The sequence below is a fragment of the Pseudomonas fluorescens genome, from assembly GCF_005938625.1.
GTDB classification, from domain to species: Bacteria; Pseudomonadota; Gammaproteobacteria; order Pseudomonadales; family Pseudomonadaceae; genus Aquipseudomonas; species Aquipseudomonas fluorescens_BD.
Window position 1 is genome coordinate 66,314 of record NZ_VCNJ01000009.1, and the last position, 25,782, is coordinate 92,095.

General features: G+C 59.7%; 20 protein-coding genes. 8 read left to right on the forward strand and 12 right to left on the reverse strand.

Features of this window, described 5'->3' with window-relative positions; translation table 11 throughout:
* Positions 1-20: 20 nt before the first annotated feature.
* Both FGA82_RS08175 and FGA82_RS08180 read right to left on the reverse strand, forming a co-directional pair.
* Positions 21-1,274, reverse strand: coding sequence for a serine hydroxymethyltransferase (locus tag FGA82_RS08175; protein ID WP_008086924.1), 1,254 nt, complete (start codon positions 1,272-1,274; stop codon positions 21-23).
* A gap of 272 nt (positions 1,275-1,546) precedes the next feature.
* Positions 1,547-2,257, reverse strand: coding sequence for a TraX family protein (locus FGA82_RS08180; protein WP_141126693.1), 711 nt, complete (start codon positions 2,255-2,257; stop codon positions 1,547-1,549).
* A gap of 126 nt (positions 2,258-2,383) precedes the next feature.
* Between FGA82_RS08180 and FGA82_RS08185 the strand changes: the two genes are divergently transcribed.
* From FGA82_RS08185 to FGA82_RS08195, 3 genes are all read left to right on the forward strand, one after another.
* Entirely contained in the window at positions 2,384-3,424 is a 1,041-nt protein-coding gene (locus FGA82_RS08185; protein WP_141126694.1) for a low specificity L-threonine aldolase, read from the forward strand.
* 305 nt (positions 3,425-3,729) lie between these two features.
* A complete protein-coding gene (locus FGA82_RS08190) occupies positions 3,730-4,263 on the forward strand; it encodes an REP-associated tyrosine transposase (protein WP_141126695.1) in 534 nt (177 codons plus the stop codon).
* Between the two features lie 266 nt (positions 4,264-4,529).
* Positions 4,530-5,354: an SDR family oxidoreductase gene (locus FGA82_RS08195; protein WP_141126696.1), complete on the forward strand. Its 825-nt coding sequence runs from the start codon at positions 4,530-4,532 to the stop codon at positions 5,352-5,354.
* Positions 5,355-5,454: 100 nt separating this feature from the next.
* Here the strand turns inward: FGA82_RS08195 and gbcB are convergent, their stop codons facing one another.
* Positions 5,455-6,555, reverse strand: coding sequence for a glycine-betaine demethylase subunit GbcB (gene gbcB, locus FGA82_RS08200; RefSeq protein ID WP_141126697.1), 1,101 nt, complete (start codon positions 6,553-6,555; stop codon positions 5,455-5,457).
* 297 nt (positions 6,556-6,852) lie between these two features.
* Here gbcB and gbcA point away from each other — a divergent pair, with 297 nt between their 5' ends.
* Positions 6,853-8,148: a glycine-betaine demethylase subunit GbcA gene (gene gbcA, locus FGA82_RS08210; RefSeq protein WP_008083155.1), complete on the forward strand. Its 1,296-nt coding sequence runs from the start codon at positions 6,853-6,855 to the stop codon at positions 8,146-8,148.
* Positions 8,149-8,270: 122 nt separating this feature from the next.
* Here gbcA and FGA82_RS08215 read toward each other — a convergent pair whose 3' ends face one another.
* From FGA82_RS08215 to FGA82_RS08255, 9 genes are all read right to left on the reverse strand, one after another.
* Positions 8,271-9,515: a metallophosphoesterase family protein gene (locus FGA82_RS08215; protein ID WP_141126699.1), complete on the reverse strand. Its 1,245-nt coding sequence runs from the start codon at positions 9,513-9,515 to the stop codon at positions 8,271-8,273.
* Positions 9,516-9,540: 25 nt separating this feature from the next.
* Complete coding sequence (locus tag FGA82_RS08220; RefSeq protein WP_141126700.1) at positions 9,541-11,409, reverse strand: hypothetical protein; 1,869 nt, start codon at positions 11,407-11,409, stop codon at positions 9,541-9,543.
* 137 nt (positions 11,410-11,546) lie between these two features.
* Positions 11,547-14,999 carry a GMC family oxidoreductase gene (locus tag FGA82_RS08225; protein ID WP_141126701.1) on the reverse strand — a complete coding sequence of 1,151 codons (3,453 nt, stop codon included), beginning with the start codon at positions 14,997-14,999 and terminating at the stop codon, positions 11,547-11,549.
* A 1,116-nt stretch (positions 15,000-16,115) separates the two neighbouring features.
* Complete coding sequence (locus tag FGA82_RS08230) at positions 16,116-16,886, reverse strand: electron transfer flavoprotein subunit beta (protein ID WP_141126702.1); 771 nt, start codon at positions 16,884-16,886, stop codon at positions 16,116-16,118.
* A gap of 9 nt (positions 16,887-16,895) precedes the next feature.
* Positions 16,896-18,116: an electron transfer flavoprotein subunit alpha/FixB family protein gene (locus tag FGA82_RS08235; RefSeq protein ID WP_141126703.1), complete on the reverse strand. Its 1,221-nt coding sequence runs from the start codon at positions 18,114-18,116 to the stop codon at positions 16,896-16,898.
* Positions 18,116-20,065, reverse strand: a complete 1,950-nt coding sequence (gene dgcB / locus FGA82_RS08240; RefSeq protein WP_141126704.1) for a dimethylglycine demethylation protein DgcB — start codon at positions 20,063-20,065, stop codon at positions 18,116-18,118. The genes FGA82_RS08235 and dgcB overlap by 1 nt, the downstream gene beginning before the upstream one ends.
* A 112-nt stretch (positions 20,066-20,177) precedes the next feature.
* The gene (dgcA, locus tag FGA82_RS08245; RefSeq protein WP_141126705.1) at positions 20,178-22,238 is read right to left on the reverse strand and encodes a dimethylglycine demethylation protein DgcA; all 2,061 of its coding nucleotides are present in this window, start codon (positions 22,236-22,238) and stop codon (positions 20,178-20,180) included.
* A 15-nt stretch (positions 22,239-22,253) separates the two neighbouring features.
* A complete protein-coding gene (locus FGA82_RS08250) occupies positions 22,254-22,784 on the reverse strand; it encodes a DUF5943 domain-containing protein (RefSeq protein WP_005792152.1) in 531 nt (176 codons plus the stop codon).
* Positions 22,785-22,862: 78 nt separating this feature from the next.
* Positions 22,863-23,840, reverse strand: coding sequence for a dipeptidase (locus tag FGA82_RS08255; RefSeq protein WP_141126706.1), 978 nt, complete (start codon positions 23,838-23,840; stop codon positions 22,863-22,865).
* Positions 23,841-24,074: 234 nt separating this feature from the next.
* On the opposite strand from FGA82_RS08255, the gene FGA82_RS08260 reads away from it, so the two are divergent.
* The 4 genes from FGA82_RS08260 to FGA82_RS08275 all read left to right on the forward strand — a co-directional run bounded on the left by FGA82_RS08260 (position 24,075) and on the right by FGA82_RS08275 (position 25,696).
* On the forward strand, positions 24,075-24,476 hold the full coding sequence (locus FGA82_RS08260) for a lysozyme inhibitor LprI family protein (RefSeq protein WP_141126715.1): 402 nt from the start codon (positions 24,075-24,077) through the stop codon (positions 24,474-24,476).
* Between the two features lie 212 nt (positions 24,477-24,688).
* Entirely contained in the window at positions 24,689-24,943 is a 255-nt protein-coding gene (locus tag FGA82_RS08265) for a type II toxin-antitoxin system RelE family toxin (protein ID WP_122596525.1), read from the forward strand.
* Positions 24,927-25,250 (forward strand): helix-turn-helix domain-containing protein, encoded by a 324-nt coding sequence (locus tag FGA82_RS08270; protein ID WP_141126707.1) that lies wholly within the window; start codon positions 24,927-24,929, stop codon positions 25,248-25,250. Before FGA82_RS08265 ends, FGA82_RS08270 begins: the two co-directional genes overlap by 17 nt.
* 29 nt (positions 25,251-25,279) lie before the next feature.
* Entirely contained in the window at positions 25,280-25,696 is a 417-nt protein-coding gene (locus FGA82_RS08275; protein ID WP_095050256.1) for a DUF3010 family protein, read from the forward strand.
* Positions 25,697-25,782: the final 86 nt, after the last annotated feature.

A 25,782-nucleotide genomic window follows, 5' to 3' on the forward strand; every position in this document is an offset into this window, starting at 1 on the left:
AGTCAGTTACTCCAGAACACTCAGCGATAAACCGGGAAGTCTGCGCACAGGGCCGACACTTGCTGGGCAACATTGGCCTCGACATCGGCATCACCGAGGTTGTCGAGGATGTCGCAGATCCAGCCAGCCAACACTTCGCACTGGGTCACCTTGAAACCGCGAGTAGTGACGGCCGGGGTGCCGATGCGCAGGCCTGAGGTCACGAACGGCGATTGCGGGTCGTTCGGCACGGCGTTCTTGTTGACGGTGATGTGCGCGCGGCCAAGGGCGGCGTCGGCATCTTTGCCGGTCAGGCCCTGACGGATCAGGCTGACCAGGAACAAGTGGTTGTCGGTGCCGCCGGACACTACATCGTAGCCACGTTTGATAAACACGCTGGCCATCGCCTGAGCGTTGTCGATCACTTGTTGCTGATAGGCCTTGAAGCCTGGCTCCAGCGCTTCCTTGAAGCACACGGCTTTACCGGCGATGACGTGCATCAGCGGGCCGCCCTGAGCGCCGGGGAACACGGCAGCGTTAAGCTTCTTCTCGATCTCTTCGTTGGACTTGGCCAGGATCAGACCGCCACGTGGACCGCGCAGGGTTTTGTGCGTGGTGGTGGTGACCACGTCGGCGTACGGCAGCGGGTTCGGGTACAGACCGGCAGCGACCAGACCGGCAACGTGGGCCATGTCGACGAACAGCAGCGCGCCGACCTTGTCAGCGATCTGACGGAAGCGCGGGAAGTCCAGGGTCTTCGAGTAAGCGGAGAAACCGGCGACGATCATTTTCGGCTTGGATTCGACGGCGAGACGTTCGACTTCGTCGTAATCGATCAGCCCGGTGTCGGTGTTGATGCCGTACTGCACGGCGTTGTAGAGCTTGCCCGAGGACGACACTTTGGCGCCGTGGGTCAGGTGACCGCCGTGGGCCAGGCTCATGCCGAGGATGGTGTCGCCCGGCTGGATCAGCGCCAGGTAAACAGCGCTGTTGGCCGAGGAACCGGAGTGTGGCTGGACGTTGGCGTAATCGGCGCCGAACAGTTGCTTGGCGCGTTCGATGGCCAGTGCTTCGACTTTATCGACGTGCTCGCAGCCACCGTAGTAGCGCTTGCCCGGATAACCTTCGGCGTATTTGTTGGTCAGGCCGCTGCCTTGCGCTTCCATCACGCGTTTGCTGGTGTAGTTCTCCGACGCGATCAGCTCGATGTGATCTTCCTGACGTTGCTCCTCGGCATTCATCGCCGCCAGCAGTGCATCGTCGTAACCCTGGATCTGGTCTTGCTTGCTGAACATCGCGTCTCTCCCAGCGGCATCTGTGCGCCATTCGTCTCGGTAAGGCACTGGCATTGAAGGCAGTGCCCTTTGATGCCGATGGTATGACCGGCGCAGACAGCTCAAATGCCTGCGCGCGCCACGCAAAGGTGCGTTTACGACATGGCCGGAAATGGCTCGTTGAATCTGCACAGATCCCCTGTAGGAGTGAGCCTGCTCGCGATGGCGGTGGGTCATCTGAGCAAATGTTGGCTGATGCGCCGCCATCGCGAGCAGGCTCACTCCTACAGGGGTTATGCGATCAATTGGCGGACGGCGAGCAGCAGGAGGAAATGCGCGGGATAGAGGGCGTAGGCCCAACGGCGCATCGGTGGCGGCTGGAGATGTCGTGCATGTCGCAACAGGATCATTCCGAGCATGGGCGCAAATAGACAGGTGGCAATGCCAAGGATCGCAACACTACTGCCGAACTTCGCCGAGTCATACAGCACCTGCCATTGATTGGCGACGAGACAGATCAATCCCGGCAGCAAGCTGAAGTACCAAGGAAGGCGAAACACCAGCAGCATCGCCAACGGCAGCAGGACCCCGAAGAAGCCGAACATCAAACGTTCCGGGTATATAGCGGCCAGCACCAGCGCGGTAACACCGAGCAATCGCGACGTGATCGAGGGATCCTGCCACCCCCGCGCCACCAACAACCCCAGCGCCAGCGTCGGCATCACATTCAACGTATCGGGCTCAGGAATGTACAACCGGTAGGGAATTTCACTGACGGCACTGAACAGCAACAACCACCCCAGATACCGCCACTCCATCCTCCGCGAACCATCACGCGAAAGATTCGCCGCCATCGCCAGACAAAACCACGGAAACGCCAGCCGCCCCGGCACGTACAGCCAATCGGCGGAGAACCCGACATATCGCAGGTGATCGAGCAACATGCTCAGCAGCGCCAGCCACTTGAGCAGATCCAGCGCGCCGTCGCGTTTAGTCAGGTGCATAATCGGCCTGCGTCCATGTAATGTTCTGACAGCGACATCCCGTGTGCTCCCCGGAAGATCTTCGGTAAAGTGCGCACCATCATTGACCACGAGCCTTCACAAGAGTCTCGACCACGGAAGCCGGCCATGACCGACAAGAGCCAACAATTCGCCAGCGACAACTACTCCGGTATCTGCCCTGAAGCCTGGGCTGCGATGGAGCAGGCCAACCACGGCCACCAGCGCGCTTATGGCGACGATGAATGGACCGCACGCGCGTCCGACCATTTCCGCCAATTGTTTGAAACCGACTGCGAAGTGTTCTTCGCCTTCAACGGCACCGCCGCCAACTCGCTGGCCCTGTCGTCGCTGTGCCAGAGTTACCACAGCGTGATCTGCTCGGAAACCGCCCACGTCGAAACCGACGAATGCGGCGCGCCGGAATTTTTCTCCAACGGCTCGAAACTGCTGATCGCCGGCACTGAAAACGGCAAGATCACCCCGCAATCGATCCGCGAAGTCGCGCTCAAGCGCCAGGACATTCACTATCCGAAACCGCGCGTGGTCACCCTGACCCAAGCCACTGAAGTCGGCAGCGTCTACACCCCGGAAGAAGTCCGCGCCATCAGCGCCACCTGCAAAGAGCTGGGCCTGCACCTGCACATGGACGGCGCGCGCTTCTCCAACGCCTGCGCGTTCCTCGGCTGCTCGCCGGCCGATCTGACCTGGAAGGCCGGTGTTGATGTGCTGTGCTTCGGCGGCACCAAGAACGGCATGGCTGTGGGTGAAGCGATACTGTTCTTCAACCGCGAACTGGCGGAAGACTTCGACTACCGCTGCAAACAGGCCGGGCAACTGGCGTCGAAAATGCGCTTCCTCTCGGCACCGTGGGTCGGCATCCTCGAAACCGACGCCTGGCTGAAATATGCGCGCCACGCCAACCACTGCGCACAATTGCTGGCCGAACTGGTCAGCGACATTCCCGGCGTCGAACTGATGTTCCCGGTGCAGGCCAACGGCGTGTTCCTGCAACTGTCGGAACCGGCCATCGCCGCGCTGACCGCGAAAAACTGGCGCTTCTACACCTTCATCGGCAAGGGCGGCGCGCGCTTCATGTGCTCGTGGGACACCGAAGAAGAACGCGTCCGCGAACTCGCCCGCGACATCCGCGAAGTCATGTCCGCCTGACCTCCCGCCACCGCACTGATCGTTCCCACGCTCCGCGTGGGAATGCCTCCCGGGACGCTCCGCGTTCCATCCCCCAGACGCTAAACACCGCTATGACGCAGAGCGTCAATGGCTGCATTCCCACGCAGAGCGTGGGAACGATCTCTGGTCGGGAATGATTTTTCCCACCGCAGCATCAGACTTCCCCTCTATCGCGAACATCCCGTCCGCCTCACCCTGATCGTTCCCACGCTCTGCGTGGTAACGCCTCCCGGGACGCTCCGCGTTCCATTCCCGTCGCACCGCAAGATTCAAGGAAGAATCCCATGGGTCGCAGCCGCTACACCATTATCGAAACTGACAAACCGCATTTTCTGACCTGCACGGTCATGGAATGGTTACCCCTGTTCATCCGCCCTTACATCGTCGACCACCTGCTCAACTGCTGGCGTTATCAACAGACTCATCATGACTTGAAGCTGTATGGCTTCGTGATTCTGGAAAACCATCTTCACTTCGTCGCCCAAGCACCCGATCTGAGCAAATGCCTGAGTCAGTTCAAGTCATTCACCGCTCGAAAGATTATTGATGATCTGCAAAGCAAAGGCGCCGACAAAGCCCTACAACGTCTGTGCTTTAGCAAACGCGCACACAAGCAGGACCGGGTGTATCAGTTATGGCAGGAAGGTTCTCACGCAGAAATGGTTTATAGCGAATCGGTGATGCGCCAGAAACTTGAATACATCCACAACAATCCAGTGAAACGCGGATATGTGGACTTGCCGGAGCATTGGCGTTATTCGAGTGCCAGGGACTATGCGGGAATGCCGGGGCTGATTGAGGTTCAGTGCTGGTATTGATGGGACGCAGAGCGTAAGAACGATCAGATCTGACTCCACCCCACTGATCATTCCCACGCTCCGCGTGGGAATGCCTCTCCGGACGCTCCGCGTTCCAGCCTCACCACTGTCGACATCCTTAACACCGCTATGACGCGGAGCGTCGACGGCTGCATTCCCACGCGGAGCGTGGGAACGATCATGGCGGAGACAGCGTTACCTGATCTGCTTGGTCTACATTGTCTGTCGAGCCCTCCGCTCACATAACAATAAGCAGGAGCATCGGCATGTCGTTACAAGGCAAAACCCTGTTCATCACCGGCGCCAGCCGTGGCATTGGCCGTGAGATTGCGCTGCGCGCCGCCAAGGACGGGGCCAATATCGTGATTGCGGCGAAGAGCGCCGAACCCCACGCAAAACTGCCCGGCACCATTCATAGCGTCGCCGCTGAAGTCGAGGCGGCGGGAGGCAAGGCGCTGGCGTTGCAGGTGGATGTGCGTGATGAGGACGGCGTGCGCCAGGCACTGGCCCAGGCCAACGATCATTTTGGTGGCATCGACGCGCTGGTGAACAACGCCGGGGCGATCAAACTGACCGGGGTGCAACACATCGAACTCAAGCGTTTCGACCTGATGCACCAGATCAACACTCGCGCGGTGCTGTTGTGTAGCCAGGCTGCCCTGCCCTATCTGAAGAAATCCGCCGGGCACATTCTCAACCTGTCGCCGCCGTTGAACCTGGCGAGCAAGTGGTTTGCACAGTTCAGCCCCTACACCGTGACCAAGTACGGCATGAGCATGCTGACGCTGGGGATGAGCGAGGAGTTTGCCGCGTACGGAATCAGCGTGAATTCGTTGTGGCCGCAGACGATGATTGCCACGGCGGCGATTGAGTTTCAGTTGGGGAACCGGGAGTCGTTCAAACAGGCGCGTCTGCCTTCGATCATGGCGGATGCGGCGCATGTGATTCTGGATAGCGGTGGACGGCAGATCACCGGGCGGTTGCTGATTGATGAGGAGATTTTGCGGGAGAGCGGCATGACCGAGTTCGATCACTACCGCTTTGAACCGGATAGCACTACAACCCTGATGCCCGACCTGTTCATCGACTGAACACAACCCATGTAGGAGCTGCCGAAGGCTGCGATCTTTTGATCTTCAAAAACAAGATCAAAAGATCGCAGCCTTCGGCAGCTCCTACACAGGGATCCCGTTAGAATTCGATCCTCACATCGCCTTTAGGCACACTGCAGCACGACAAGATAAACCCCTCGGCCTCGTCGTCCTCGGTAATCCCGCCGTTGTGCTCCATCTCCACCTCGCCGCCCAGCTTGAGCACCTTGCACGTCCCGCAAATCCCCATCCCGCACGCCTTCGGAATCATCAAGCCCAACTTGGCCGCCGCCGCGTGCACGGTCTCGCCCGGAGCCACACGAATGCTCTTGCCCGAAGAAGTGAATTCGACCTGATGCAGATCCGCCGCATCGATTTCCGGCGCATCCGCAGCCTGCTCGGCTTGCTCCACCGCATCGGCACGCGCTTCCGGTGGCGTAGCACCGAACGATTCCTCGTGATAACGCGACATGTCGTACCCGGCCACTTCCAGCAACCGCTTGACCGCATTCATGTACGGCGTCGGGCCGCAACAGAACACTTCGCGCTCAAGGAAGTCCGGCACCATCAATTCCAGCATCTTGTGGTTCAGGTAACCGCGATAACCGGCCCACGGCTCACCCAAGCCATGCTTCTCACAAATCAGGTGCAAGCTGAAGTTGTCGATCCGCGACGCCATGTGCTCCAGCTCGCGGTGGTAAATGATGTCTTTCGGCGAGCGCGCGCTGTGGATAAAGGTCATGTCGACGTTGGCGTTGGTGTCGTAGAACCAGCGCGCCATCGACATGCACGGCGTGATGCCAACACCGCCGCTCAGGTACAGGACTTTCGGGCTCGGGAAGTCGATGGCGTTGAACAGCCCGACCGGCCCGTGCACCGCCAGCTCCTGGCCTTCATGCAGCGTGTCGTGCAGCCAGTTGGAAACCTTGCCGCCCGGCACACGCTTGATCGTCACCGAAAAGCTGTACGGCACCGACGGCGAACTGGAGATCGTGTACGAACGCATGATCGGCTGGCCTTCGATTTCCAGCTCCAGGGTCACGAACTGCCCGGGCTTGAAGAAGAACAGGATCGGCTGATCGGCCATAAAGCAGAAGGTGCGCACGTCCCAGGTTTCCTGGATGACTTTGACGCAACGGACGATGTGTCGGCCATTGGCCCAGGTCTGGGTGGTGACCGGATTCAGGAAGCTGTTGGACATGCTGTTCTCCACGGCCGACTGTCGGCCTCATGTCGGCGATTCTGCGTATAGCGCGAACCACCCGTTTACCTATCCGCGACATCGGCATACTTATCGCGACCAGCCCCCAACCACCGGGGGTTGCGCGTCGGGAACAGATTGCACCATGTCGCCCATGGATAAGGTTCCGCCCCGCGCCGGCCCCACACTCGCCCCAACACCAAGACAGATTCTTTACACCTTGCGTAGCAACCGTTAGCAGCACACCTGATTAGCCACTTTTCGCCGGCCACGCAGATGGCCATGAGGATCACATCGATGGACGTCACCGCAAAAATCAGCCTGGGCGATCCGCTGGAACCCGCACGCAAGGCCACCGCACAAATGCTCCAGGAGCGCGAGCGGACGTTTTCGCTGCCGCAACCGTTCTATAGCGATGAGCGGCTGTTCGATATCGACATGCAGGAGATCTTCCAGAAAGAGTGGTTGATCGCCGGCATGACCTGCGAGATCCCGGCCAAAGGCAACTACCTGACGCTGCAGATCGGCAAGAACCCGATCATCGTCATTCGTGGCGCCGAAGGCGTGGTGCATGCGTTCCACAACGTCTGCCGCCACCGTGGCTCGCGCCTGTGCACCAGTGAAAAAGGCAAAGTCGCCAAACTGGTCTGCCATTACCACCAATGGACGTACGAGCTGGACGGTCGCCTGCTGTTCGCCGGCACCGAAATGGGCGCTGACTTCGACATGAAGCAGTACGGCCTCAAACCGGTGAACGTGAAAACTGCCGGCGGCTACATCTTCATCAGTCTGGCCGAGAACCCGCCGGCCATTGATGACTTCCTCTCGACGCTGAACCATTACATGGAACCGTACGACATGGAAAACACCAAGGTGGCGATTACCACCACCTTGATGGAAAAGGCCAACTGGAAACTGGTGCTGGAAAACAACCGCGAGTGTTACCACTGCAATGCGTCGCACCCGGAACTGCTGAAAACCCTGCTGGAATGGGACGACGTCACCGACCCGCGCGCCGATCAGGCGTTCAAGGATCACGTCGCCGCCTCCGCCGCTGCCTGGGAAGCCGAAAAGATCCCCTACGCCCACGCCAGTTTCGGCCTGCGCAACCGTATCGTGCGCATGCCACTGCTCAAAGGCACCGTGTCGATGACCCTCGACGGCAAACAGGGCTGCGCGAAACTGATGGGCCGGATCAAGAATCCGGATCTGGGTTCGATGCGCATCCTGCACCTGCCGCACTCGTGGAACCACTGCATGGGCGACCACATCATCGTCTTCACCGTGTGGCCGATCAGTGCGCAGGAAACCATGGTCACCACCAAGTGGATCGTGCACAAGGATGCGGTTGAGGGCGTGGATTACGACGTTGAGCGCATGCGCCAGGTGTGGGACGCGACCAACGATCAGGACCGGCGTCTGGCGGAAGAGAACCAGCGTGGGATCAACTCCACGGCGTATCAGCCTGGGCCTTATTCCAAGACTTATGAGTTTGGTGTGGTCAACTTTGTCGATTGGTACAGCGAGCGCCTGTTGAACAACCTCGGCGCCGAGCCTGCGCCGTACCTCAAAGGCGTCCCGGTCCAAGGCTGATGTCTTCTGCTTGATCGTTCCCACGCTCTGCGTGGGAATGCCTCAACGGACGCTCCGCGTTCGGCCTTTGGGACGCAGAGCGTCCCGGGCTGCATTCCCACACGGAGCGTGGGAACGATCAGTCAGTACGATGACCACCTCACCGATCCATCCTCGCCAATAAACTCCTCAAAGATCTCCTCCCCCACCAAGCGGATCTTCGCGTACCCGTTCAACACCCGCAGCGGATAAGCCGGGTCGTTGGCATCCTGGGTCTCCGACCACAACACCCGCGAATGCCCGTTCAGCTCGCTGGCATTGCCATAGGGAATCGCCCCGTGCCCGGCACAGCGCGCATGCAGACCGCCCTGCTGCGCATAAACGATGCCGTTATGCAGATGCCCCCAATACCAGTAATCCGGCTCACGCCCCAGCGCATCGCACACCGGTTGATACAGCGCAGTCTTGTTGTGCCCGGAAATATCGAAGCCCTGATGATGGCTGAGCACCATGAGTTTTTTGCGTTTCGGCAGGCCTTTCATCCACTGGATCTGCGGCTCGTTCAAGGTGCCATCCATGTACAGGTTCATCGCGTCCGACGCATAGGCCGAATCCAGCCCGACCACCAGCCAGTCATCGTTGATCAAGGCGAAGTAACTGGTGCCCTGCTGCCCCGGAAAACGCTTGGCCAGTTCCTTGAAGTAGCCATGGGCACCGCTGTACATCTCGTGATTGGAATTGAGAGTGAATGAGCCATGCGTGCCCATTGGCCAACCGGCCATGTCGACGTCTTCCTGGGAATGACTGCCGGCGTAATACACATCGCCCAGATGAATGGTGAAATCCGCCTGAGCCAGTTGCATCTGATTGGCCACCGACACCGCCGGCGCATGGCTGTCGAACGGCCCGGTGCCCCAGTCGCCGGCAATCGCCAGAGTCACCTCGCGATCCATTTGCACCACCGCCGGGTCGGTGCCGAACGTCGCGTGATGGCGCAGGTTTTCGATCCACTTCAGCAGCGCCTCACTCCACAACAGATCGAGCAGTTCCCACTTGCGACAACCGAGCAGAGTGCCGTCCTTCAGCACGCGGGTCGCCAGTTGATCGGGCGATTGCGGCAGCGGCGTGGCATTGCCGATGCGCAGGATCGACAAGCCGTGCGACAACTCCCACGGCACGCTCGGCTCATCTTCCGGCAAGTCGCCATTTTTCAGCACGTATTGCGCTTGGTCATGCCCGCGCTGCAACAGCTTGATGATCGCCTGAAACTCCTGCGGCTCCAGTTCGCTGATGAGTTTCATCCAGGCCATTTCCATGCGCGTGAACAAGCCGTGAATGCGCACTTTGACCTTGTCGTACTCGTGTTCCCAATGACTGACCAGTGACATGGCAAATTCCTCTATCCGTAAGGGTTCACAGGGTTTTCATGAATTCGATAAGCGCCCGCTTGTCGTCGTCCGACAGCGTCGTGCCGTACAGGTGGCCCGTGTTGTGGTTGCCCTCCAGGCGCGTGTCGTACTTGAAGTCGGCCGAGGCTTTGGCCTGTGCGCCGCTGGTGACGAAGCCAACATTGACCGGGTCGTAGATGTCCGAGCCGGTGATGAACACCTGCGGACGTTTTTCCGCGGGTTGCAGCAAGTCCCACAGCGTCGGTACCGAGCCGTTGTGCAGGTACGGCGCGCGCAGCCAGACACCGTCGGTGGGCGTGTTGCTGTAGCTCTGGGTCTTGCGATAGGCGCCGAAATCGAACGGCGGTTTTTTAAAGGAGTGGAACGCGGCTACCAAACCTGCGGTGAATGAATCGAGCCGATGCGGATCCGTGCCGAGCTGATCGATGTTGGTAGTGACCTGTCCGGTGTCGGCACGCCCGAAGTCATGACAAGCAGCGCAGTTCGCCTCCCAGATCGGTTTGCCCTGCGCGACTTTCGTCTGATCCAGCGCCCACGGCCACGTCGGTGCCTTGTGCCCGAGCAGCCAGTTGGTCACTCGATTGAAGCTCGGCGGCAATACCGATTCCGGCGTCGCACCGACGGCCATCGCTGCGGCGTAGTTGCGTTCGTGGATCTTGTTGTTATTGCCGTCCCAGTGCAGGTACATCGATTCGCGCGGTTTCTGGTTCCACACTTGCGGTAAATCAACGGTGCCGATGGTCGAGTCATCCGGGAAGCCAAACACGACCATTTTCGTCGGGTTGAAGGTGTCGGTGCGGCCCGGGCCTTGTTGCGGACGCAGCTTCTGCCAGGCGTAGGCTTGTTTCTGCTTGAGCAAGGCGCTTTTCGCCATGGGCATGATCAGGTAGCGGTTGTAGATTTTTTCGAAGAAGCCCAACTGGAATTTGCTGTTGATCGCCGCCATCACTGCGTCTGTGGTGAATTTCGGGTCGCTGGCGCAATCGTAGGCAAACCACTGGAATGCTTGCAGTTGCAGGGTGTTGGCCGGTGCGCTCGGTACATTGACGGCGACGTCGCTGGCATTGGCCCGGTAGGAGCCGGTGTGACACAACGCGCAATTCGGCTCGACGGTCGGGTAGCCGATCTGCCGCTTGGCCATGCCGATCGGCAGGTCCTTGCCATTCTCGAAGAGGAAGCCGAAGACTTCCCAGCCACCGGGTTTGGGCATTTTTTCCGGGCACATCTGCGGCAGCACGGCGAACAGGTAATAGGGAATACGCGCCTCGATACCGAGGCCAATGGCGGCGTATTTGTAGTGATCTTCGTCGGAGGCATATTCCTGTTCGGGGACGACGCGGAGCATCTGATACCAGGTTTCGTAACCGATGAAGCCGAGCACCGCGACCACCACCAGCGTGCCAACCTTGAAGGCGTGACTCTGCCATTGCCGCTGCCACGCCGCGCGCCATTCGCGCCAGCCATCGCAGAGCAGCGCCCATGGCCGGTTCTCCGGCGTGGTGCCGAGGTAGAGCAAAATGCCGAGGACCAGGAAAAAGCTCAGATCGCCCATCAACATCGGCACAAACACCGAGCCCTGGCTGCTGGTGTTGATCAGGTAGATCCAGAAGATCACCGCGATCAACCGCGTCAGCACACACAGCCAGGAATGCACCACGTAGCGCGGTGCGTTGAAACCCGACGGCATGTAAAACACGCTGATGCCGACCAGCAGCATTCCGGCGTTTTCCAGCCATGGGTCGGAGAGTTGCGGCGGCAAACCGACCACCGATGTCAGCAAGCCCGGCGCAAACAGCGCGGGGATGGCGAACACCATGTTCATCGCAATGCCGATCCAGATGAAGCGTTGAAACCAGCGGATGTAGCTGTCCATGTCATCCATTTCCTTGTGCAGACCCAAGAGGTGTAGCGCCTGACCTACCGCTTTCGCGAGCAAGCTCGCTCCCACATTGGAATGCATGCCCCCTGTGGGAGCGAGCTTGCTCGCGAAGCAGTCGACTCGGTCAATAGTCAACCGAGGGCCGTTTTCTCCAGGTGTTCAAGGATGATCGGATAGACATCGACCACCGCGTTCTTGCCGAACATGCAGTCGATGTGGCCGTAGCCCGGCACCACTTGCCGGCTATAGCGCTCTGGCCCGTGCATATCGCACAAACGCTGGTAGGTCTTGAGAGTGCTTTCCGGCAGATAGCACTGGTTGTCGGCACCACTGATAAAACAGATCGGCATGGTCAGCCGATCAAAGTGCGGCATGTACACATCGTTGCCTTTGAAATCCACCAGATGCCCTTTACGCACGATCAGCGCCAGGTGCTCGAAGGTCTCGATGTTCGACTCGCCGAACAATTCGTGCAGGTTGTCGTGCAGGGTTTCGTTGAGGGTGTCGTGGCGATACAGCGACGCGTACATGAAGGTAATGCGGTGGCACACCGGGTTGGTGCAATAGCCCTGCGCCTCGATCCGCGCGTAGCCGTTAAGGGCCTTGTCGTAGAGTTTGTTGAACCAGTTTTCCTTGCTATCAGCGTAAGCAGTCATCGACTTGATGCCGATCGCATCAAGCATCCCTGGCAGGTGCAATCCGGCCTTCAGCCCCGTGGCAGTGGCAACCACGGTGTCAGCGGCAATCTGCGAGCAGACCACCGAACGAACACCCTGCAACCCGGCGAGCAGCGACATGAAGAACGTCGTCGCGCCGTAGCAATGCACCACGCACTGCACATCTTTGGCCTGGGTTTGCTGCTGAATCTGCGCGATGGCAGCCTTGAAGTCGTATTGGGCGATCTGGTCGCCGTTCCATTCCTTCTTGCTCGCCGGCAGCAGAATGCTCACACGGAAATCCAGCAGCCAGACGTCGTAATCGTGCTTGCACAGGTACTCCAACAGGTTGGTCTGAATGGTGTCGGTGGAAAAGATATTCGAACCCACGCCCAGGCCATGTACCAGCATCACCGGGCCTTTGCTGCCGGCCTGATAACGAGTCAGGCGCAACTCGACACCGTCCTCGGTGGGGAAGAAATGCACCGCTGGCGTCGGCGCATCCAGCGGCCGTTTCAAGCGTGGCGGCGCATCTGGATTGAAGTAGATATCCCCGGCAAACACCCCGCCATAGCTTTCCCAGAGAATCCCCGCGAAGAATTTGCCAAAGCGCGCCAGCCCTTCGATTCGCTCACGTTCGTTGCGCGCGTTGAGGACTTTCATGGTGGTCATCTGCTTGGCGAAATCGGTCGGATGAATGTGCATCACCCCCGAGCCGATCACCTCGCCGGTCTTGTCCGGCCCTCGATACAGCGTCACGTAGAGCGTGCTGGTGTCGTGCCAGATGTTCAGCACGCCGTTGTCTTCCGGCACGGTTTTGAAAGCGCTGAAGAAGTAGTCGTTGCCATCCTCAGCGGTCAGTTTCATGTCGTATTTCATGTGCCGGGTATCGACCTGCTGCTCGAATTGTTCGAACAGATTGAACACGCCGTTGCTCGCTGTCAGCGGCTGTGGCGACAACGCCGGGGCGATGACGGTGCCGACAATGGTCGCCGCGTGCTCGGGTTCCTTGATCATGCGGTTGAGGTCGTTGGCGGTGATGGTCAGGGTGAAGTCGATCGGCGAGTTATCCGCCTCGCCGCGTTTGGCCGCCGCTTCGTAGACTTTCAGATCGGTGCTTTGCGCCGCGGTGAAGGCGCGGGAGAAATAGCCTTTCATGGTTTCGGTGAACTGCACGCCAAGGGTGGGCGGCGCCACCGGTTTGCGCGGCGCCGACGGCAGTGTGTAGTCGATCTGCCAGCCACGGTCGGCGGCGAGCAGGCCCATGTTGCGCTCGCTCACGGCAGAGATGGTCAGCAACGGATTGACCGCCAATGAGGTCGGAATCACCGCGCCGTCAGTCACGTACAGGTTGGCGTAAACATCGCTGCCACTGGCACCGCTGAACACCTGGCCCTTGTGATTGACCACGCCTTGCGCCGCGTCTTCGCCCATCACGCAACCGCCCAACGGGTGCACCGAAACGATGCTGTGCTTGAGCATTTTGGTCCAGATCGGATTTTCCACCCAGACTCCTCCCAAGGCCTTGGTGCTCTGCTGCAAACGCTGGTTGCCGAGTTTGAAGTTCTCCTGCTCGCCAACGCCTGGCCAATCGATGCGCAGCTGGTCCTTGTTGTCGAGGATCATCCGCCCCTGGCCGCTGTCGTGGCTCATGATCAGATAAGTCTGCATGTTGTGCAGCGCGCCGTAATACGGGCCGCGCAGGAAACTTTCGGCTTCACGCTCCTTGTACTTCACCTTGCCGCTGAAACTGTCATCGCTGGCCACGCCGATCATCTCGGCAAACCCGGCCATCGCCGGCACCATCGGCCGGCCGAGGGCGCCGGGGATCGAGCCTTCTTCAATGACCATGCGGCTGCGCCAGTCGCCCTCGGTGCGCATGTCGATGATCGAGGTGATGCACGGGCCGACCGGGTGCAGTTCCTTGGCCGGGTGCGCGCCGAAACCGATGCCGTTGATGACCTGTTCGCAGTTGTGGCCGAAGCCGAGGATGTCGCCGTTGCCGCTCATGTTCTCGCCGAGCTGGCCGGACATCACCACGCCTTTGTCGCGCGTGCGCAGAAGAATTTCCGTGGAGCCGAGGGTGCCGGCGGAGACCACGACGATGTCGGCCTTCACGAACAACGTCGGCGCGCTGAACATCTCACGCCCACTGTCGAGGTACTGGAAGTGCACGATCCAGCCGTCGCCGTCGCGCTCCAGATGGCGCACTTCGGCCTGGCAGAAAATCTCCGCGCCGTGATTCCAGGCGTCCGGCAGGTAGTTCATCAGCGTGGTGTTCTTGGCCTTGTTGTTACAGCCCGACACGCAATCACCGCACTGGTTGCACGGCAGTTGCTCGACGCCGACGTGGTTGAGGTTGTTCGGCAGCTTGTCGAAGGTGACGTTGATCGGCGGCTTGTAGAAGTGCGCGCCTTGCTTGAGGTAATCCGCGGATTTTTTGTTGGCGTCGAGTTTGGGCAGATTCGGCGAAGTGCTCGGATAAGGATTTGGTTTGAGCATCTCGCGGGCGCGGGCATAACCATCCTTGAGCAGCGTGTCGCGATGTTCACGCACCGCTTGCGGCCAGCGCGGGTCATCAAACACGCCAGGCTCCGGCTCGAGGGCAACGTTGGCATTGATCAGCGACGTGCCGCCGAGGCCGCAACCGACCACGACGTTTTGCTGGGCGTTGACGTGCAGGTCGAACAACCCGGTGCGCGAACCGATATGGCCATCCGGGTCATGCACCTGCAGCTCTTCGGTGGCGGCGATCATGGTGTTGGGGTATTCGCCGGGCTGGATTTCCCGACCGCGTTCGAGCAGGCACACACGTTTGCCGGCGCGGGACAGGCGCGACGCAGCAATGCCGCCGCCGTAGCCTGAACCGATAACGATGACATCGTAGTGTTCCTTGATCTCGCTGATGGGCGTTGCGATCCGTGTCATGAGGTGCATCCTCTAATCAGGCAGATGGGGGCAACTCTGCGGTTGCCTGCAATCAATGGGCGAACGGGCACCTGGCCTCCGGAGCGGGTCCGGTGACAGCACAACGGTCTGGCGGGTGAGGCGCGCTAAAGGCGAGCGTGCTGATTGGCAGCGCGACGCAGGGTGCGCTTGCGTGAAACGGGCGGGGGGCGGTGCGACGGGCTATCCATCATGTGTTCTCCCAGAACCTGATGTGGATAAGTGACGGCTGTCCTTGTGCCATTGCAGTGAAGACAGCGCAGGAATCGAAGTCAAGGCAATGCCTTAGAACTGTATGAAATCTGATCAATTGCCGTTTGGACTATGGCGGACGGGACTCGCAGGGTTTGACGAACAAGTTATCCACATAGCCACCCACAGCAAATGGGGGTAACTGTGGATGACTCGGAAAATAACCGGCTGATTTGTGAAGAAAAATCGTGACTTATCCAGAAGGACGGTTTGCGAGACGTATTGGCTGTTTTTTGATCACATCCTTGTAAGCCCCGTTTTTAATGGCCTGTAGCGGATGGCGAACACGTTATCCACAGAAGCGCCAACAGAGATCGGGGGTAACTTTGGCCATGCTGTGGAAAAGCACTGAAGGCTGGATTAAATCGGGGTTTGTGCGGGAGTTTTCCGTGGAAACAGATGAATTGACTGTTTATTGATCAATCCATCGTAAGCCACGTTTTACGTGCTCTTCAGCGGATAGCAAACATCTTATCCACAGAAGCGCCAACAGAGATTGGGGGCAACTCACAGAGTTACCCTGCCGAAAAAGCCCGGAAAATCCGTGACTTAGGCTGGTTGTTTTTTGATCGGAGAGCTGTAGGGCTTGATTGGCGTGGGGTGCAGAGAGGGGCGAACACGTTATCCACAGATCCGCCAACAGGGATTGTGGGTAAACAGCTACCCTCTCCCAATGGGAGAGGAGCCGACCAAATCGCCTATTCGAGTTTCACCGACGTGAACGATCATTGTGATCTCATGCTTGGCCAAGCCAAGGTCACTGCGCAATCGCAGGTCGATGTAATTAGCCAATACCACTCGGTCGGTCCCCTTTCCCTCTGGGAGAGGGCTAGGGTGAGGGGCTTTTCAGCGAACAACACCCTCTTCGATCAGCAACTTGAGAATCGCCTCGGCGCCAGCCTGCGCGGTAACTCCCTTGAGCACCTGCCCCCCGCCACCGCTGGCCTTGGCCGTCGCGGCCTTCATCCGGTCCGCCCCGCTTTTGGCCTTGATCACCTTCAAGCGTTTCGGCCGGGGTTTGGCCGGTTGCAGAGTGGCAACCGCGAGGAGTTCATCATCGACAACCTCGACATCAGCAGCCTCCAGCACCCCACGTCGCGACGGGCCGTAGGCACTCTGCCGAGGTTTCGGCGCAGCGTTATCCACAGTCGCGAGAAACGGCAGCTTCACCTTCAACCGCCGCCGCTGTCCACGCGGCAAGGCTTGCAGCACCAGCGCCGAACAATCATTGATCGATTCGACCTGCGCCAGCCCCACCACCAACGGCCAGCCCAGACCTTCGGCGAGCAAAAACGGCAGCATCCCCGAACCTTCGCCGGTTTCCGCCTGGCTGCCGGTCAGCACCACCTGCGCACCGGCATCGCGCAGATATGCGGTCAGCGCCGGCAGCGCATCAGCGCCAACCGGTTGCTCCAGCACATGTATCTGTTCCAGGCCCATGCCCAGATAGGCGCGCAGTGCCGGTTCCGTAACGTCGCCGGCATGCAGCACTTGCAGGTTATCCCCAGCCAGTTGCAGACCGAGTTCCACGGCACGCGCGTCCTGATCAGCGCGGCGCGGTCGACCGGAAGTCGGGTGGGCGCCGATGGAAACCAGACTGATAATCTTCGTGTTCATAGCGTTTCCTTAAGCCGCATCGCGCTTGGCTTCGTTGCGGTAAGCCGCGACTGCTTCGATCAACGCCTGCAGAATCTCTGCGCTCTCGCCGATCACTGACAAATCGGCACGCTTGATCATGTCGCAACCCGGATCAAGGTTGATCGCCACCACCTTGTCGCAAGCGCCAATGCCTTGCAGGTGCTGGATCGCACCGGAAATACCCACAGCCACGTAAACCCGCGCAGTGACCCAGGTGCCGGACGCGCCGACCTGGCGATCACGGGCCATAAAGCCGTCGTCCACCGCCACCCGCGACGCGCCTTCAGTAGCACCGAGCGCCGCCGCCGTTTCGTGGAACAGCGCCCAGTCCTTGACGCCATTACCGCCGGAGAAAATAAACTCGGCTTCAGCCATAGGAATCGCCGCCGGGTCGACCGCCACAGCGCCGAGATCTTCAATCCGCGACAGGCTGCGCGCGACACTTGTGGATAACTCCACCGGCAACGCTTCATGGCGAGTTTCACTGACCGGCTCGGCGCATTCGGCGGCAGCCAGAATCAACCGTGCAACGGGACGGGCAAGGTCTTGCAGCCCAGCGCCAGCGCGGCCAATGCATTCCTGATCCTTGACCTGCCAGACCCGCGTCGCCGGGCGCTCGCCCAATGCCGCCGCAAAGCGTCGACCGAGTTCACCGCCACCACTGCGACTGTCAGGCAGCAACCAGTGGCGCGGATTGAACTGGTTATCCACAGCGCGCAAACCTTGCACGCGCTGTTCCGGTGCATAACCGCTGAACTGTTCGCCTTCGAGCACCAGCAAGCGATCTACGCCTGCGGTGGCAAAAGCATTTTCCTTGTGCTCACCAAAGACCACCGCCAACACCGCGCCGTCCTGACCGGCAAGCTGATGGGCGAGGCCGAACAGATCACGGTCGTGGCTGCTCAAGCGGCCGCCGACCATGTCGGGCACCACGCTGATGTAGAACGCCGGCGCGGGCACCTGATGCAGCGGCAATTGCACTTCCACAGCAGCGGAACGTTTGACCGCCCCGCCCTGTTGCGCGCCGCTGCGGTCGATCCGTTTGATGCCGTTCGGGCCAATAAAGCCGATGCCGTGCAGATTCTTGCGGATGACGCCGTTGGGACCCATCCAGCTGTGTTGCGCCGGTTGCATCGCCGCGTGCAGCGGGTGCAGGCGGTTACGGGCAATCCATTCGGCGCGCGGGTCGCGGCGGATAATGTCGCTCATCAGTGGACCTCCGCTGGTTCACGTTTGGCCGGGGTCGCAGGTTTGCTTGGCGCGGCGTCTTCGAGCAGTGCGTCGGCGACCAGTTCGGCGATGTCCTTGATCAAGGGACGCGGTTCGACCACACCTTCGAGCATCGCCGTGCATTGTGGACAACCCACGGCCACCAGTTCGGCGCCGGTCTCGCGGATGTCTTCCATGCGCATGTCGGGAATCCGTTGCTTGCCCGGAATATCAGTGATCGGCGCCCCGCCACCGCCGCCGCAGCAGCGCGAACGGAAGCCGGAACGTTGCATCTCTTTGACTTCGATGCCGAGCGCACGCAGCACTTCACGCGGCGCTTCGTACTCGCCGTTGTAGCGGCCGAGGTAGCACGGATCGTGATAGGTCACGCTGTTGCCTTTGTGCTGACCGAGATTAAGCGCGCCGGCCTGGATGATTTCCGCCATGTAGGTGCTGTGGTGCTGCACCAGGTAGTTACCGTCGAACGCGCCGTACTCGTTTTTCAGCACATGGAAACTGTGCGGATCGCAGGTGACGATGCGGTTGAAGCTGTATTTGGCCAGAGTCTGGATGTTGCGTTTGGCGAGTAACTGGAAGGTTGCTTCGTCACCGAGACGGCGGGCCACGTCGCCACTGTCACGTTCTTCGAGACCGAGTACGGCAAAGTCGATTTTCGCCGCTTTCAGCACTTTGACGAATGCGCGCAGGGTGCGCTGGTTGCGCATGTCGAAGGCACCGTCGCCGACCCAGAACAGCACGTCGGTGGATTTCTTCTCGCTGAGCAGATTGAGGTTCAAGTCCGCCGCCCAGTTCATCCGCCCGCCCGGTGCGAAACCGCCCGGGTTGTCGGTGGCGATGAGATTTTCGAGGACTTCGGCGCCTTTGTTCGGGGTTGCGCCTTTTTCCAGGGTCAGGTGCCGGCGCATGTCGACGATGGCGTCGACGTGCTCGATCATCATCGGGCATTCCTCGACGCAGGCGCGGCAGGTGGTGCACGACCACAGGGTTTCGGGGTCGACCAGACCGTTGACGATGGGTTGATGTGGATTGCCTGAGTGTTCGCCGATGGGTTTGCCAGGATAAGGACTGCCGGCGAACTTCGCATCGGTGCCACCAGCGAGGCCGACGACCATGTCCTGAATCAGTTTTTTAGGGTTCAGCGGCTGGCCGGCGGCGAAGGCCGGGCATGCCGCTTCGCACTTGCCGCATTGCACGCAGGCGTCAAAACCGAGCAACTGGTTCCAGGTGAAATCCTTGGGTTTCTCAACGCCCAGCGGCGCTGACGGATCATTGAGATCCAAAGGCTTCAAACCCGTGGAACGACCACCACCAAAACGCTCTGCACGACGGTGCCAAGCCAAATGCAAAGCACCAGCGAAGGCATGCTTCATCGGCCCGCCCCAGGTCATGCCGAAAAACAGTTCCGACACGCCCCACAGCACGCCAATCCCGAGAATGACTGCGAGCACCCAGCCGCCAAAGTTCTCCGGGAGAATCCCGGCCACGGGCAACGTCAGCAGAAAGAACGACGCCGAGAACGCCAGCAGGCTTTTCGGCAGGCGCATCCACGGGCCTTTCGACAGCCGCGCCGGCGGGTTGCGCCGACGCAGATAAACGAAGATCGCACCAACGAACATCACTGCCGTCATCAGTAGCAAGGCGTAACCAAGAATGCGGTTATGCAGGCCGAAACCGTGCACCAGCAGCGCCAGCACAATCGACGCCACCGCACCGCCCGCTGTAGCGACGTGGGTGTTGGCGATGTATTTGTCTCGCGCCACCACGTGGTGCAAGTCGACCATGTAGCGCTTGGGCATGGCCAGCAGGCCGCCGATCAGATCGACCTTCGAGGCCCGGCCCCGACGCCACATCGCTACCCGCCGCAACGCGCCGAGGACACCAAGGCCCATGGCTGCGAACAACAGGATTGGAAGAAGGGTGTTCAACATCAGAGTCACCTCTGGCGAGGTGCAAGCTACAAGCTACAAGCTGCAAGAAAGAGCAGCAAAATCTGCCGGGCTTTTACTTGCGGCTTGAAGCTTATGGCTCGCAGCTGAGCCGTCAAAAATCCTTACAGAGCCGGAGTGCGTCATAAATGGCGGCGTGCGTGTTGCGCTGCGCCACGCAGTCGCCGATGCGGAACAACAAGTAGCCGTCGCCCGCCTCGCTCAGCGAAGGTTGCGGCTGGATCGCGAACAACGCTTCGACGTCGATCTGGCCCTTGTTGCGCGAACCCTCTTTGAGCGCGTAGTAGATTTCCTCATCCGGGCGCACGCCGTTTTCCACCACCACCTGATCGACCACCCGCTCCTCTTTGGCGCCGGTGTATTCGTTCTCCAACACTGCCACGAGTTTGTCGCCCTCGCGGTAAACCTTCTCGAGCATCATGTCGCCGGTCATGATCACTTCTTTCGGGTACATGCTGCGGTAGTAGGTCGGGAACGACGTTCCGCCGATGGCCACGCCCGGTTTGATGTCGTCGGTGACGATCTCGACCTGGCTGCCTTTGTCGGCGAGGAAGTCGGCAACCGACATCCCGGTGAACTCGCAAATGGTGTCGTAGACCAGCACGTTCTTGCCCGGCGCAACCTTGCCGTCGAGCACGTCCCAGCTGCTGACCACCAGCCCTTCGGCGGCGCCCCAGTGCTCGTTTTGCTCAAGGTATGGATGCCCACCGACCGCCAGCACCACCACGTCCGGACGCAAGTCCATGATGGTGTCGGCATCGGCCGCCGTGCCCAGGCGCAGATCGACTTTCAGCCGCGCCAATTCCAGCTGGAACCAGCGGGTGATGCCGGCGATCTGGTCACGCTGCGGCGCTTTCGATGCGGTGGTGATCTGCCCGCCGATGAATTCCTTCTTCTCGAACAAGGTCACGTCGTGGCCACGTTCGGCGGCAACGCGGGCCGCTTCCATGCCGGCAGGGCCGGCACCGACGATCACCACTTTGCGTTTCGGCCCGGTGGATTTCTCGATGATGTGCGGCACGCCCATATATTCACGGGACGTTGCGGCGTTCTGGATGCACAGCACGTCGAGACCTTGGTACTGGCGGTCGATGCAATAGTTGGCGCCGACGCACTGCTTGATCTGGTCGATCTGGCCCATCTTGATCTTGGCGATCAGGTGCGGGTCGGCGATGTGCGCGCGGGTCATGCCGACCATGTCGACGTAACCGCCTTCAAGGATGCGCGTGGCCTGGTTCGGGTCCTTGATGTTCTGTGCGTGCAGCACCGGCACCTTGACCACTTCCTTGATCCCGGCGGCCAGATGCAGGAACGGCTCCGGTGGATAACTCATGTTCGGAATCACGTTGGCCAGGGTGTTGTGGGTGTCACAACCCGAGCCGACGACGCCGATGAAATCGAGCATGCCGGTGTCGTCGTAATACTTGGCGATCTGCTTCATGTCTTCGTGGGACAAGCCGTCCGGGTGGAACTCGTCACCGCAGATGCGCATGCCCACGCAGAAGTCGTCACCGACCTCGGCGCGTACGGCTTTCAGTACTTCCAGACCGAACTTCATCCGGCCTTCGAAGGTGCCGCCCCATTCGTCGGTACGCTTGTTGACGCGCGGGCTCCAGAACTGGTCGATCATGTGCTGGTGCACCGCCGACAGCTCAACGCCGTCGAGCCCCCCGGCCTTGGCCCGGCGTGCGGCCTGGGCGTAGTTGCCGATCACCCGCCAGATTTCTTCCGGCTCGATGGTTTTGCAGGTGGCGCGGTGCACCGGTTCACGGATGCCCGACGGCGACATCAGGGTCGGCCAGTGGAAACCGTCCCAGCGCGAGCGCCGGCCCATGTGGGTAATCTGGATCATGATCTTGGCGCCATGCTTGTGCATGGCGTCGGCCAGATTCTGGAAGTGCGGAATGATCCGGTCGGTCGACAGGTTGACCGAACTCCACCACTGCTGCGGGCTGTCGATGGCGACCACGGAGGAACCGCCACAGATCGCCAGGCCGATGCCGCCCTTGGCTTTCTCTTCGTAATACTTGACGTAGCGGTCGGTGGTCATGCCGCCGTCCGTCGCGTAGACCTCGGCGTGCGCGGTACTGAGCACGCGGTTGCGGATGGTCAGTTTGCCGATCTGGATCGGCTGGAACATTGCTTCGAAAGCCATGGCGGGTTCCTCGACTTACAACGGCTTGACGGTGAACAGCCCGTCGTCGTGGCCTTCTTCGGAGCCACCGTAAACTTGCTCGGCAACCGTGCGAATCTTGCTGCCGCGCGCTTCAAGAATCTGATCCATGGCCCCGGCAAACCAACCGGTGAACATGTAGTCGACCTTGCGCCCGACCTTGCCGTAGACGTAGACGAATGCCGAGTGTTCGAGCTTGACGCTGGCTGTGCCTTTGTCGAGGTCAATGTCCTGGATCTTGAACAGGCCCCAGCCGCGTTGCGACAGGCGCTTCATGTAGTGCTCGAATACGGCGACGCCTTCCAGGCCGTGGCATTCAGCTTCTTTTTCGCACCAGTGCCAGGCGGATTTATAGCCGGCCTTGTAGAGGATCTCGGCGTAGGCGTCAGCGCCCAAAACTTCTTCGATGCCCATGTGATTGTTGACGAAAAAATGCCGTGGCACGTAGAGCATCGGCAGGGCGTCGGAGGTCCAGACACCGGTCTCGCTGTCGACTTCGATTGGCAATTGCGGGGCGATCTTGGCCATGGAAACTTAACTCCAGAAAATTTGGTTTGTTGCCCCCGGCGCGGACGGCCGGGGGAAAGGATTCAGAAGTGCGGCGGCTTATTCGCCCCAGACATCCTTGAGGATATTCACCCAGTTCTCGCCCATGATCTTGCGCACTACGCGCTCGGAATGGCCGCGCTTGAGCAGGGTTTCGGTCAGGTTCGGGAACTCGCCGACGGTGCGGATGCCCAGCGGGTTGATGATCTTGCCGAAGCTGGTCAGACGACGGGCGTAGCCCTTGTCGTGCGTCAGGTATTCGAAGAAGTCCTGACCATGGCCCTGGGTGAAGTCGGTGCCGATGCCGATGGCGTCTTCGCCGACAATGTTCATGGTGTATTCGATCGCTTCGGCGTAGTCGTCGATGGTCGAATCGATGCCTTTGGCGAGGAACGGCGCGAACATGGTCACGCCGACAAAACCGCCGTGGTCAGCGATGAACTTCAGTTCTTCATCGGACTTGTTGCGCGGGTGTTCTTTCAGGCCCGACGGCAGGCAGTGGGAATAGCACACCGGTTTTTTCGATTCGAGGATGACCTCTTCGGATGTCTTGGAACCGACGTGGGACAGGTCGCACATGACGCCGACGCGATTCATCTCGGCAACGATTTCGCGACCGAAGCCCGACAGGCCGCCGTCACGCTCGTAGCAACCGGTGCCGACCAGGTTCTGGGTGTTGTAGCACATCTGCACGATGCCAACGCCGAGTTGCTTGAACACCTCGACATAGCCGATCTGGTCTTCAAACGCGTGGGCATTCTGGAAGCCGAAGAGGATGCCGGTCTTGCCTTGTTCCTTGGCGCGACGGATGTCGGCGGTGGTGCGCACCGGCATTACCAAATCGCTGTTGTCGCGGATCAGCTTCTGGCTGGCAGCGATGTTGTTCACGGTCGCCTGAAAGCCTTCCCACACCGACACAGTGCAGTTGGCCGCCGTCAGACCGCCCTTGCGCATGTCTTCGAACAGCTCGCGGTTCCATTTGGCAATGATCAGACCGTCGATAACGATGCTGTCGGCGTGTAATTCGGCTGGGCTCATCAGGCGTCCCCTTATTGGCGATTCATGCGCCGAATCGTCTGCCGGCGCTTTGGGGCCAGCATATGCCTCGGTGCCGGGGCGACCGGGTGCAAAAACGACAGGGGAATTGCCGAAAGCGTCAATCCGCGACAAAGGGTCGCCAGACGCTCCGATCAGCTACCTGTTCAAGCCCGCCAGCTTGAGCCAGAATCTCCGGCATCTTGGATACACCACTGGATTAGAGCGGCGACAACAATGAAATCGATCTTCCTGGCTTTGGCACTGATGGCGACCGGCGTACACGCCGCTGAAGAGTCCGACAACAACCCCTGCGACGCCGTCGAAAACGACGTCCAGACCCTGGAATGCTCGACCTACAGCCGCAGCACCGCCGAAGACCTGCTCAAGGACAACTACGCCAGCCTCAACGAGCGCATGCAGACGGCGTATGGCAAGAACGCTACGCAATTGGCGGACATCACTGCCAAGATCAAGACGGCTCAGCAGCAGTGGTTGAAGACGCGGGACGCGGATTGCGCGGTGGAGGCGTTCCCGGCGACGGCGGGGAGCAAGGCGTTTACGATTGCGCAGAATGACTGCGTGGCGCGGATGAGTGATGAACGGTCGGAGTTTTTGGAGTCGATTGGGCAGGAATAGTCCTCAAAATTTGAAGGAAAATTGGCACTGCTTTCTGCAATTGCCTCGTGAATCTCTTCTTCTTACGGCACATGCCGACTTCGCCTGCACCTATTGCGTGAAAGCTCCGATCTACGGGCCTTTCACGCAATATGCTGACAACAGTTCTTGATTGGTCGCCTTGAAAATATAAGTAAAGATTCGCGAATCTTATAAAAGACTTATATTCTTCCATGAACAGCATCCACTGGACTCGAAAGGCCGTTAAGCAACTCTTGAAATTGCATTCTGTGCATCAGGTACAGGTTCGGGATGCCGTTACGGCGCTTGCCCACATGCCTGATGTGGGCAATGTCAAAGCACTGATTGGCCATGACTACGCCTACCGCCTGCGTGTCGGCAATTATCGAGTGATGTTCGACTGGGACGGAGCAATCAAAGTGGTCAGTATTCAAGAGGTCAAAAAACGCGATGAACGCACCTACTGACATCCAAATCATTAATGACGCCGAGGGCAAACCAGCCTTTGTGGTCATTCCATACGCACAATATGTCGCGCAGAAAATGCAGCCCGATCTGATCCCGCATGAGGTGGTCGGTCGAATGGTCGACGGAGCAACACCGATCCGTGCCTGGCGCGAACACCTCAACCTGACTCAGGAAGAAGTCGCTAAACGCATGGGTATTTCGCAACCGGCGTTTGCCCAGCAGGAAACAGTCGCCAAGCCACGCAAGGCCACTCGCGAGAAAATTGCGTCGGCGTTCGGCATCACCGCCAATCAGCTTGAGCTGTAAGCTGCCCTCTTCACTTCAAGGAATTCCCCATGAACATCTGCGGCATCGAAATCAAAGGCAGCGAAGCGATCATCGCCGTGGCCGCTCTCGACGGTTCGACCCTGAGCCACATTCCCCTTGCCACCAAGAAGATCGCCCTCGAAGACGATGACGAAGCGGCAAACGTTAAGCTCTTTGCGGCGCAGGTGGCGTCGTTTGTGCGGGAGAATTCGGTTGATCGGATTGCGATCAAGAAGCGCAGCAAGAAGGGTGAGTTTGCCGGTGGGCCGACGACGTTCAAGATTGAAGGGATTTTGCAGTTGCTCGATGGCTGTGAGGTGACGTTGTTGTCGCCGCAGACGATCAATGCGCAGGCGAAGAAGCATAATTTCGAGCTGCCGGGGACGCTGAACAAGTATCAGCATGAGGCTTACAAAGCGGCGTGTTCGGCGTTGGTAAAGAAGTAACCAACAGCAAGATCAAAAGATCGCAGCCTTCGGCAGCTCCTACTTTGGAAATGCATTTCCCTGTAGGAGCTGCCGAAGGCTGCGAT

Bases quoted from the DNA above. Each gene is read 5' to 3' on its own strand.
- FGA82_RS08270 (WP_141126707.1), top strand. From the start codon at position 24,927: ATGAACGCACCTACTGACATCCAAATCATTAATGACGCCGAGGGCAAA.
- dgcA (WP_141126705.1), bottom strand. From the start codon at position 22,238: ATGGCTTTCGAAGCAATGTTCCAGCCGATCCAGATCGGCAAACTGACC.
- FGA82_RS08265 (WP_122596525.1), top strand. From the start codon at position 24,689: ATGAACAGCATCCACTGGACTCGAAAGGCCGTTAAGCAACTCTTGAAA.
- FGA82_RS08185 (WP_141126694.1), top strand. From the start codon at position 2,384: ATGACCGACAAGAGCCAACAATTCGCCAGCGACAACTACTCCGGTATC.
- gbcA (WP_008083155.1), top strand. From the start codon at position 6,853: ATGGACGTCACCGCAAAAATCAGCCTGGGCGATCCGCTGGAACCCGCA.
- FGA82_RS08225 (WP_141126701.1), bottom strand. From the start codon at position 14,999: ATGACACGGATCGCAACGCCCATCAGCGAGATCAAGGAACACTACGAT.
- FGA82_RS08255 (WP_141126706.1), bottom strand. From the start codon at position 23,840: ATGAGCCCAGCCGAATTACACGCCGACAGCATCGTTATCGACGGTCTG.
- dgcB (WP_141126704.1), bottom strand. From the start codon at position 20,065: ATGTTGAACACCCTTCTTCCAATCCTGTTGTTCGCAGCCATGGGCCTT.
- gbcB (WP_141126697.1), bottom strand. From the start codon at position 6,555: ATGTCCAACAGCTTCCTGAATCCGGTCACCACCCAGACCTGGGCCAAT.
- FGA82_RS08175 (WP_008086924.1), bottom strand. From the start codon at position 1,274: ATGTTCAGCAAGCAAGACCAGATCCAGGGTTACGACGATGCACTGCTG.
- FGA82_RS08195 (WP_141126696.1), top strand. From the start codon at position 4,530: ATGTCGTTACAAGGCAAAACCCTGTTCATCACCGGCGCCAGCCGTGGC.
- FGA82_RS08260 (WP_141126715.1), top strand. From the start codon at position 24,075: ATGAAATCGATCTTCCTGGCTTTGGCACTGATGGCGACCGGCGTACAC.
- FGA82_RS08220 (WP_141126700.1), bottom strand. From the start codon at position 11,409: ATGGACAGCTACATCCGCTGGTTTCAACGCTTCATCTGGATCGGCATT.
- FGA82_RS08190 (WP_141126695.1), top strand. From the start codon at position 3,730: ATGGGTCGCAGCCGCTACACCATTATCGAAACTGACAAACCGCATTTT.
- FGA82_RS08235 (WP_141126703.1), bottom strand. From the start codon at position 18,116: ATGAGCGACATTATCCGCCGCGACCCGCGCGCCGAATGGATTGCCCGT.
- FGA82_RS08250 (WP_005792152.1), bottom strand. From the start codon at position 22,784: ATGGCCAAGATCGCCCCGCAATTGCCAATCGAAGTCGACAGCGAGACC.
- FGA82_RS08180 (WP_141126693.1), bottom strand. From the start codon at position 2,257: ATGCACCTGACTAAACGCGACGGCGCGCTGGATCTGCTCAAGTGGCTG.
- FGA82_RS08230 (WP_141126702.1), bottom strand. From the start codon at position 16,886: ATGAACACGAAGATTATCAGTCTGGTTTCCATCGGCGCCCACCCGACT.
- FGA82_RS08215 (WP_141126699.1), bottom strand. From the start codon at position 9,515: ATGTCACTGGTCAGTCATTGGGAACACGAGTACGACAAGGTCAAAGTG.
- FGA82_RS08275 (WP_095050256.1), top strand. From the start codon at position 25,280: ATGAACATCTGCGGCATCGAAATCAAAGGCAGCGAAGCGATCATCGCC.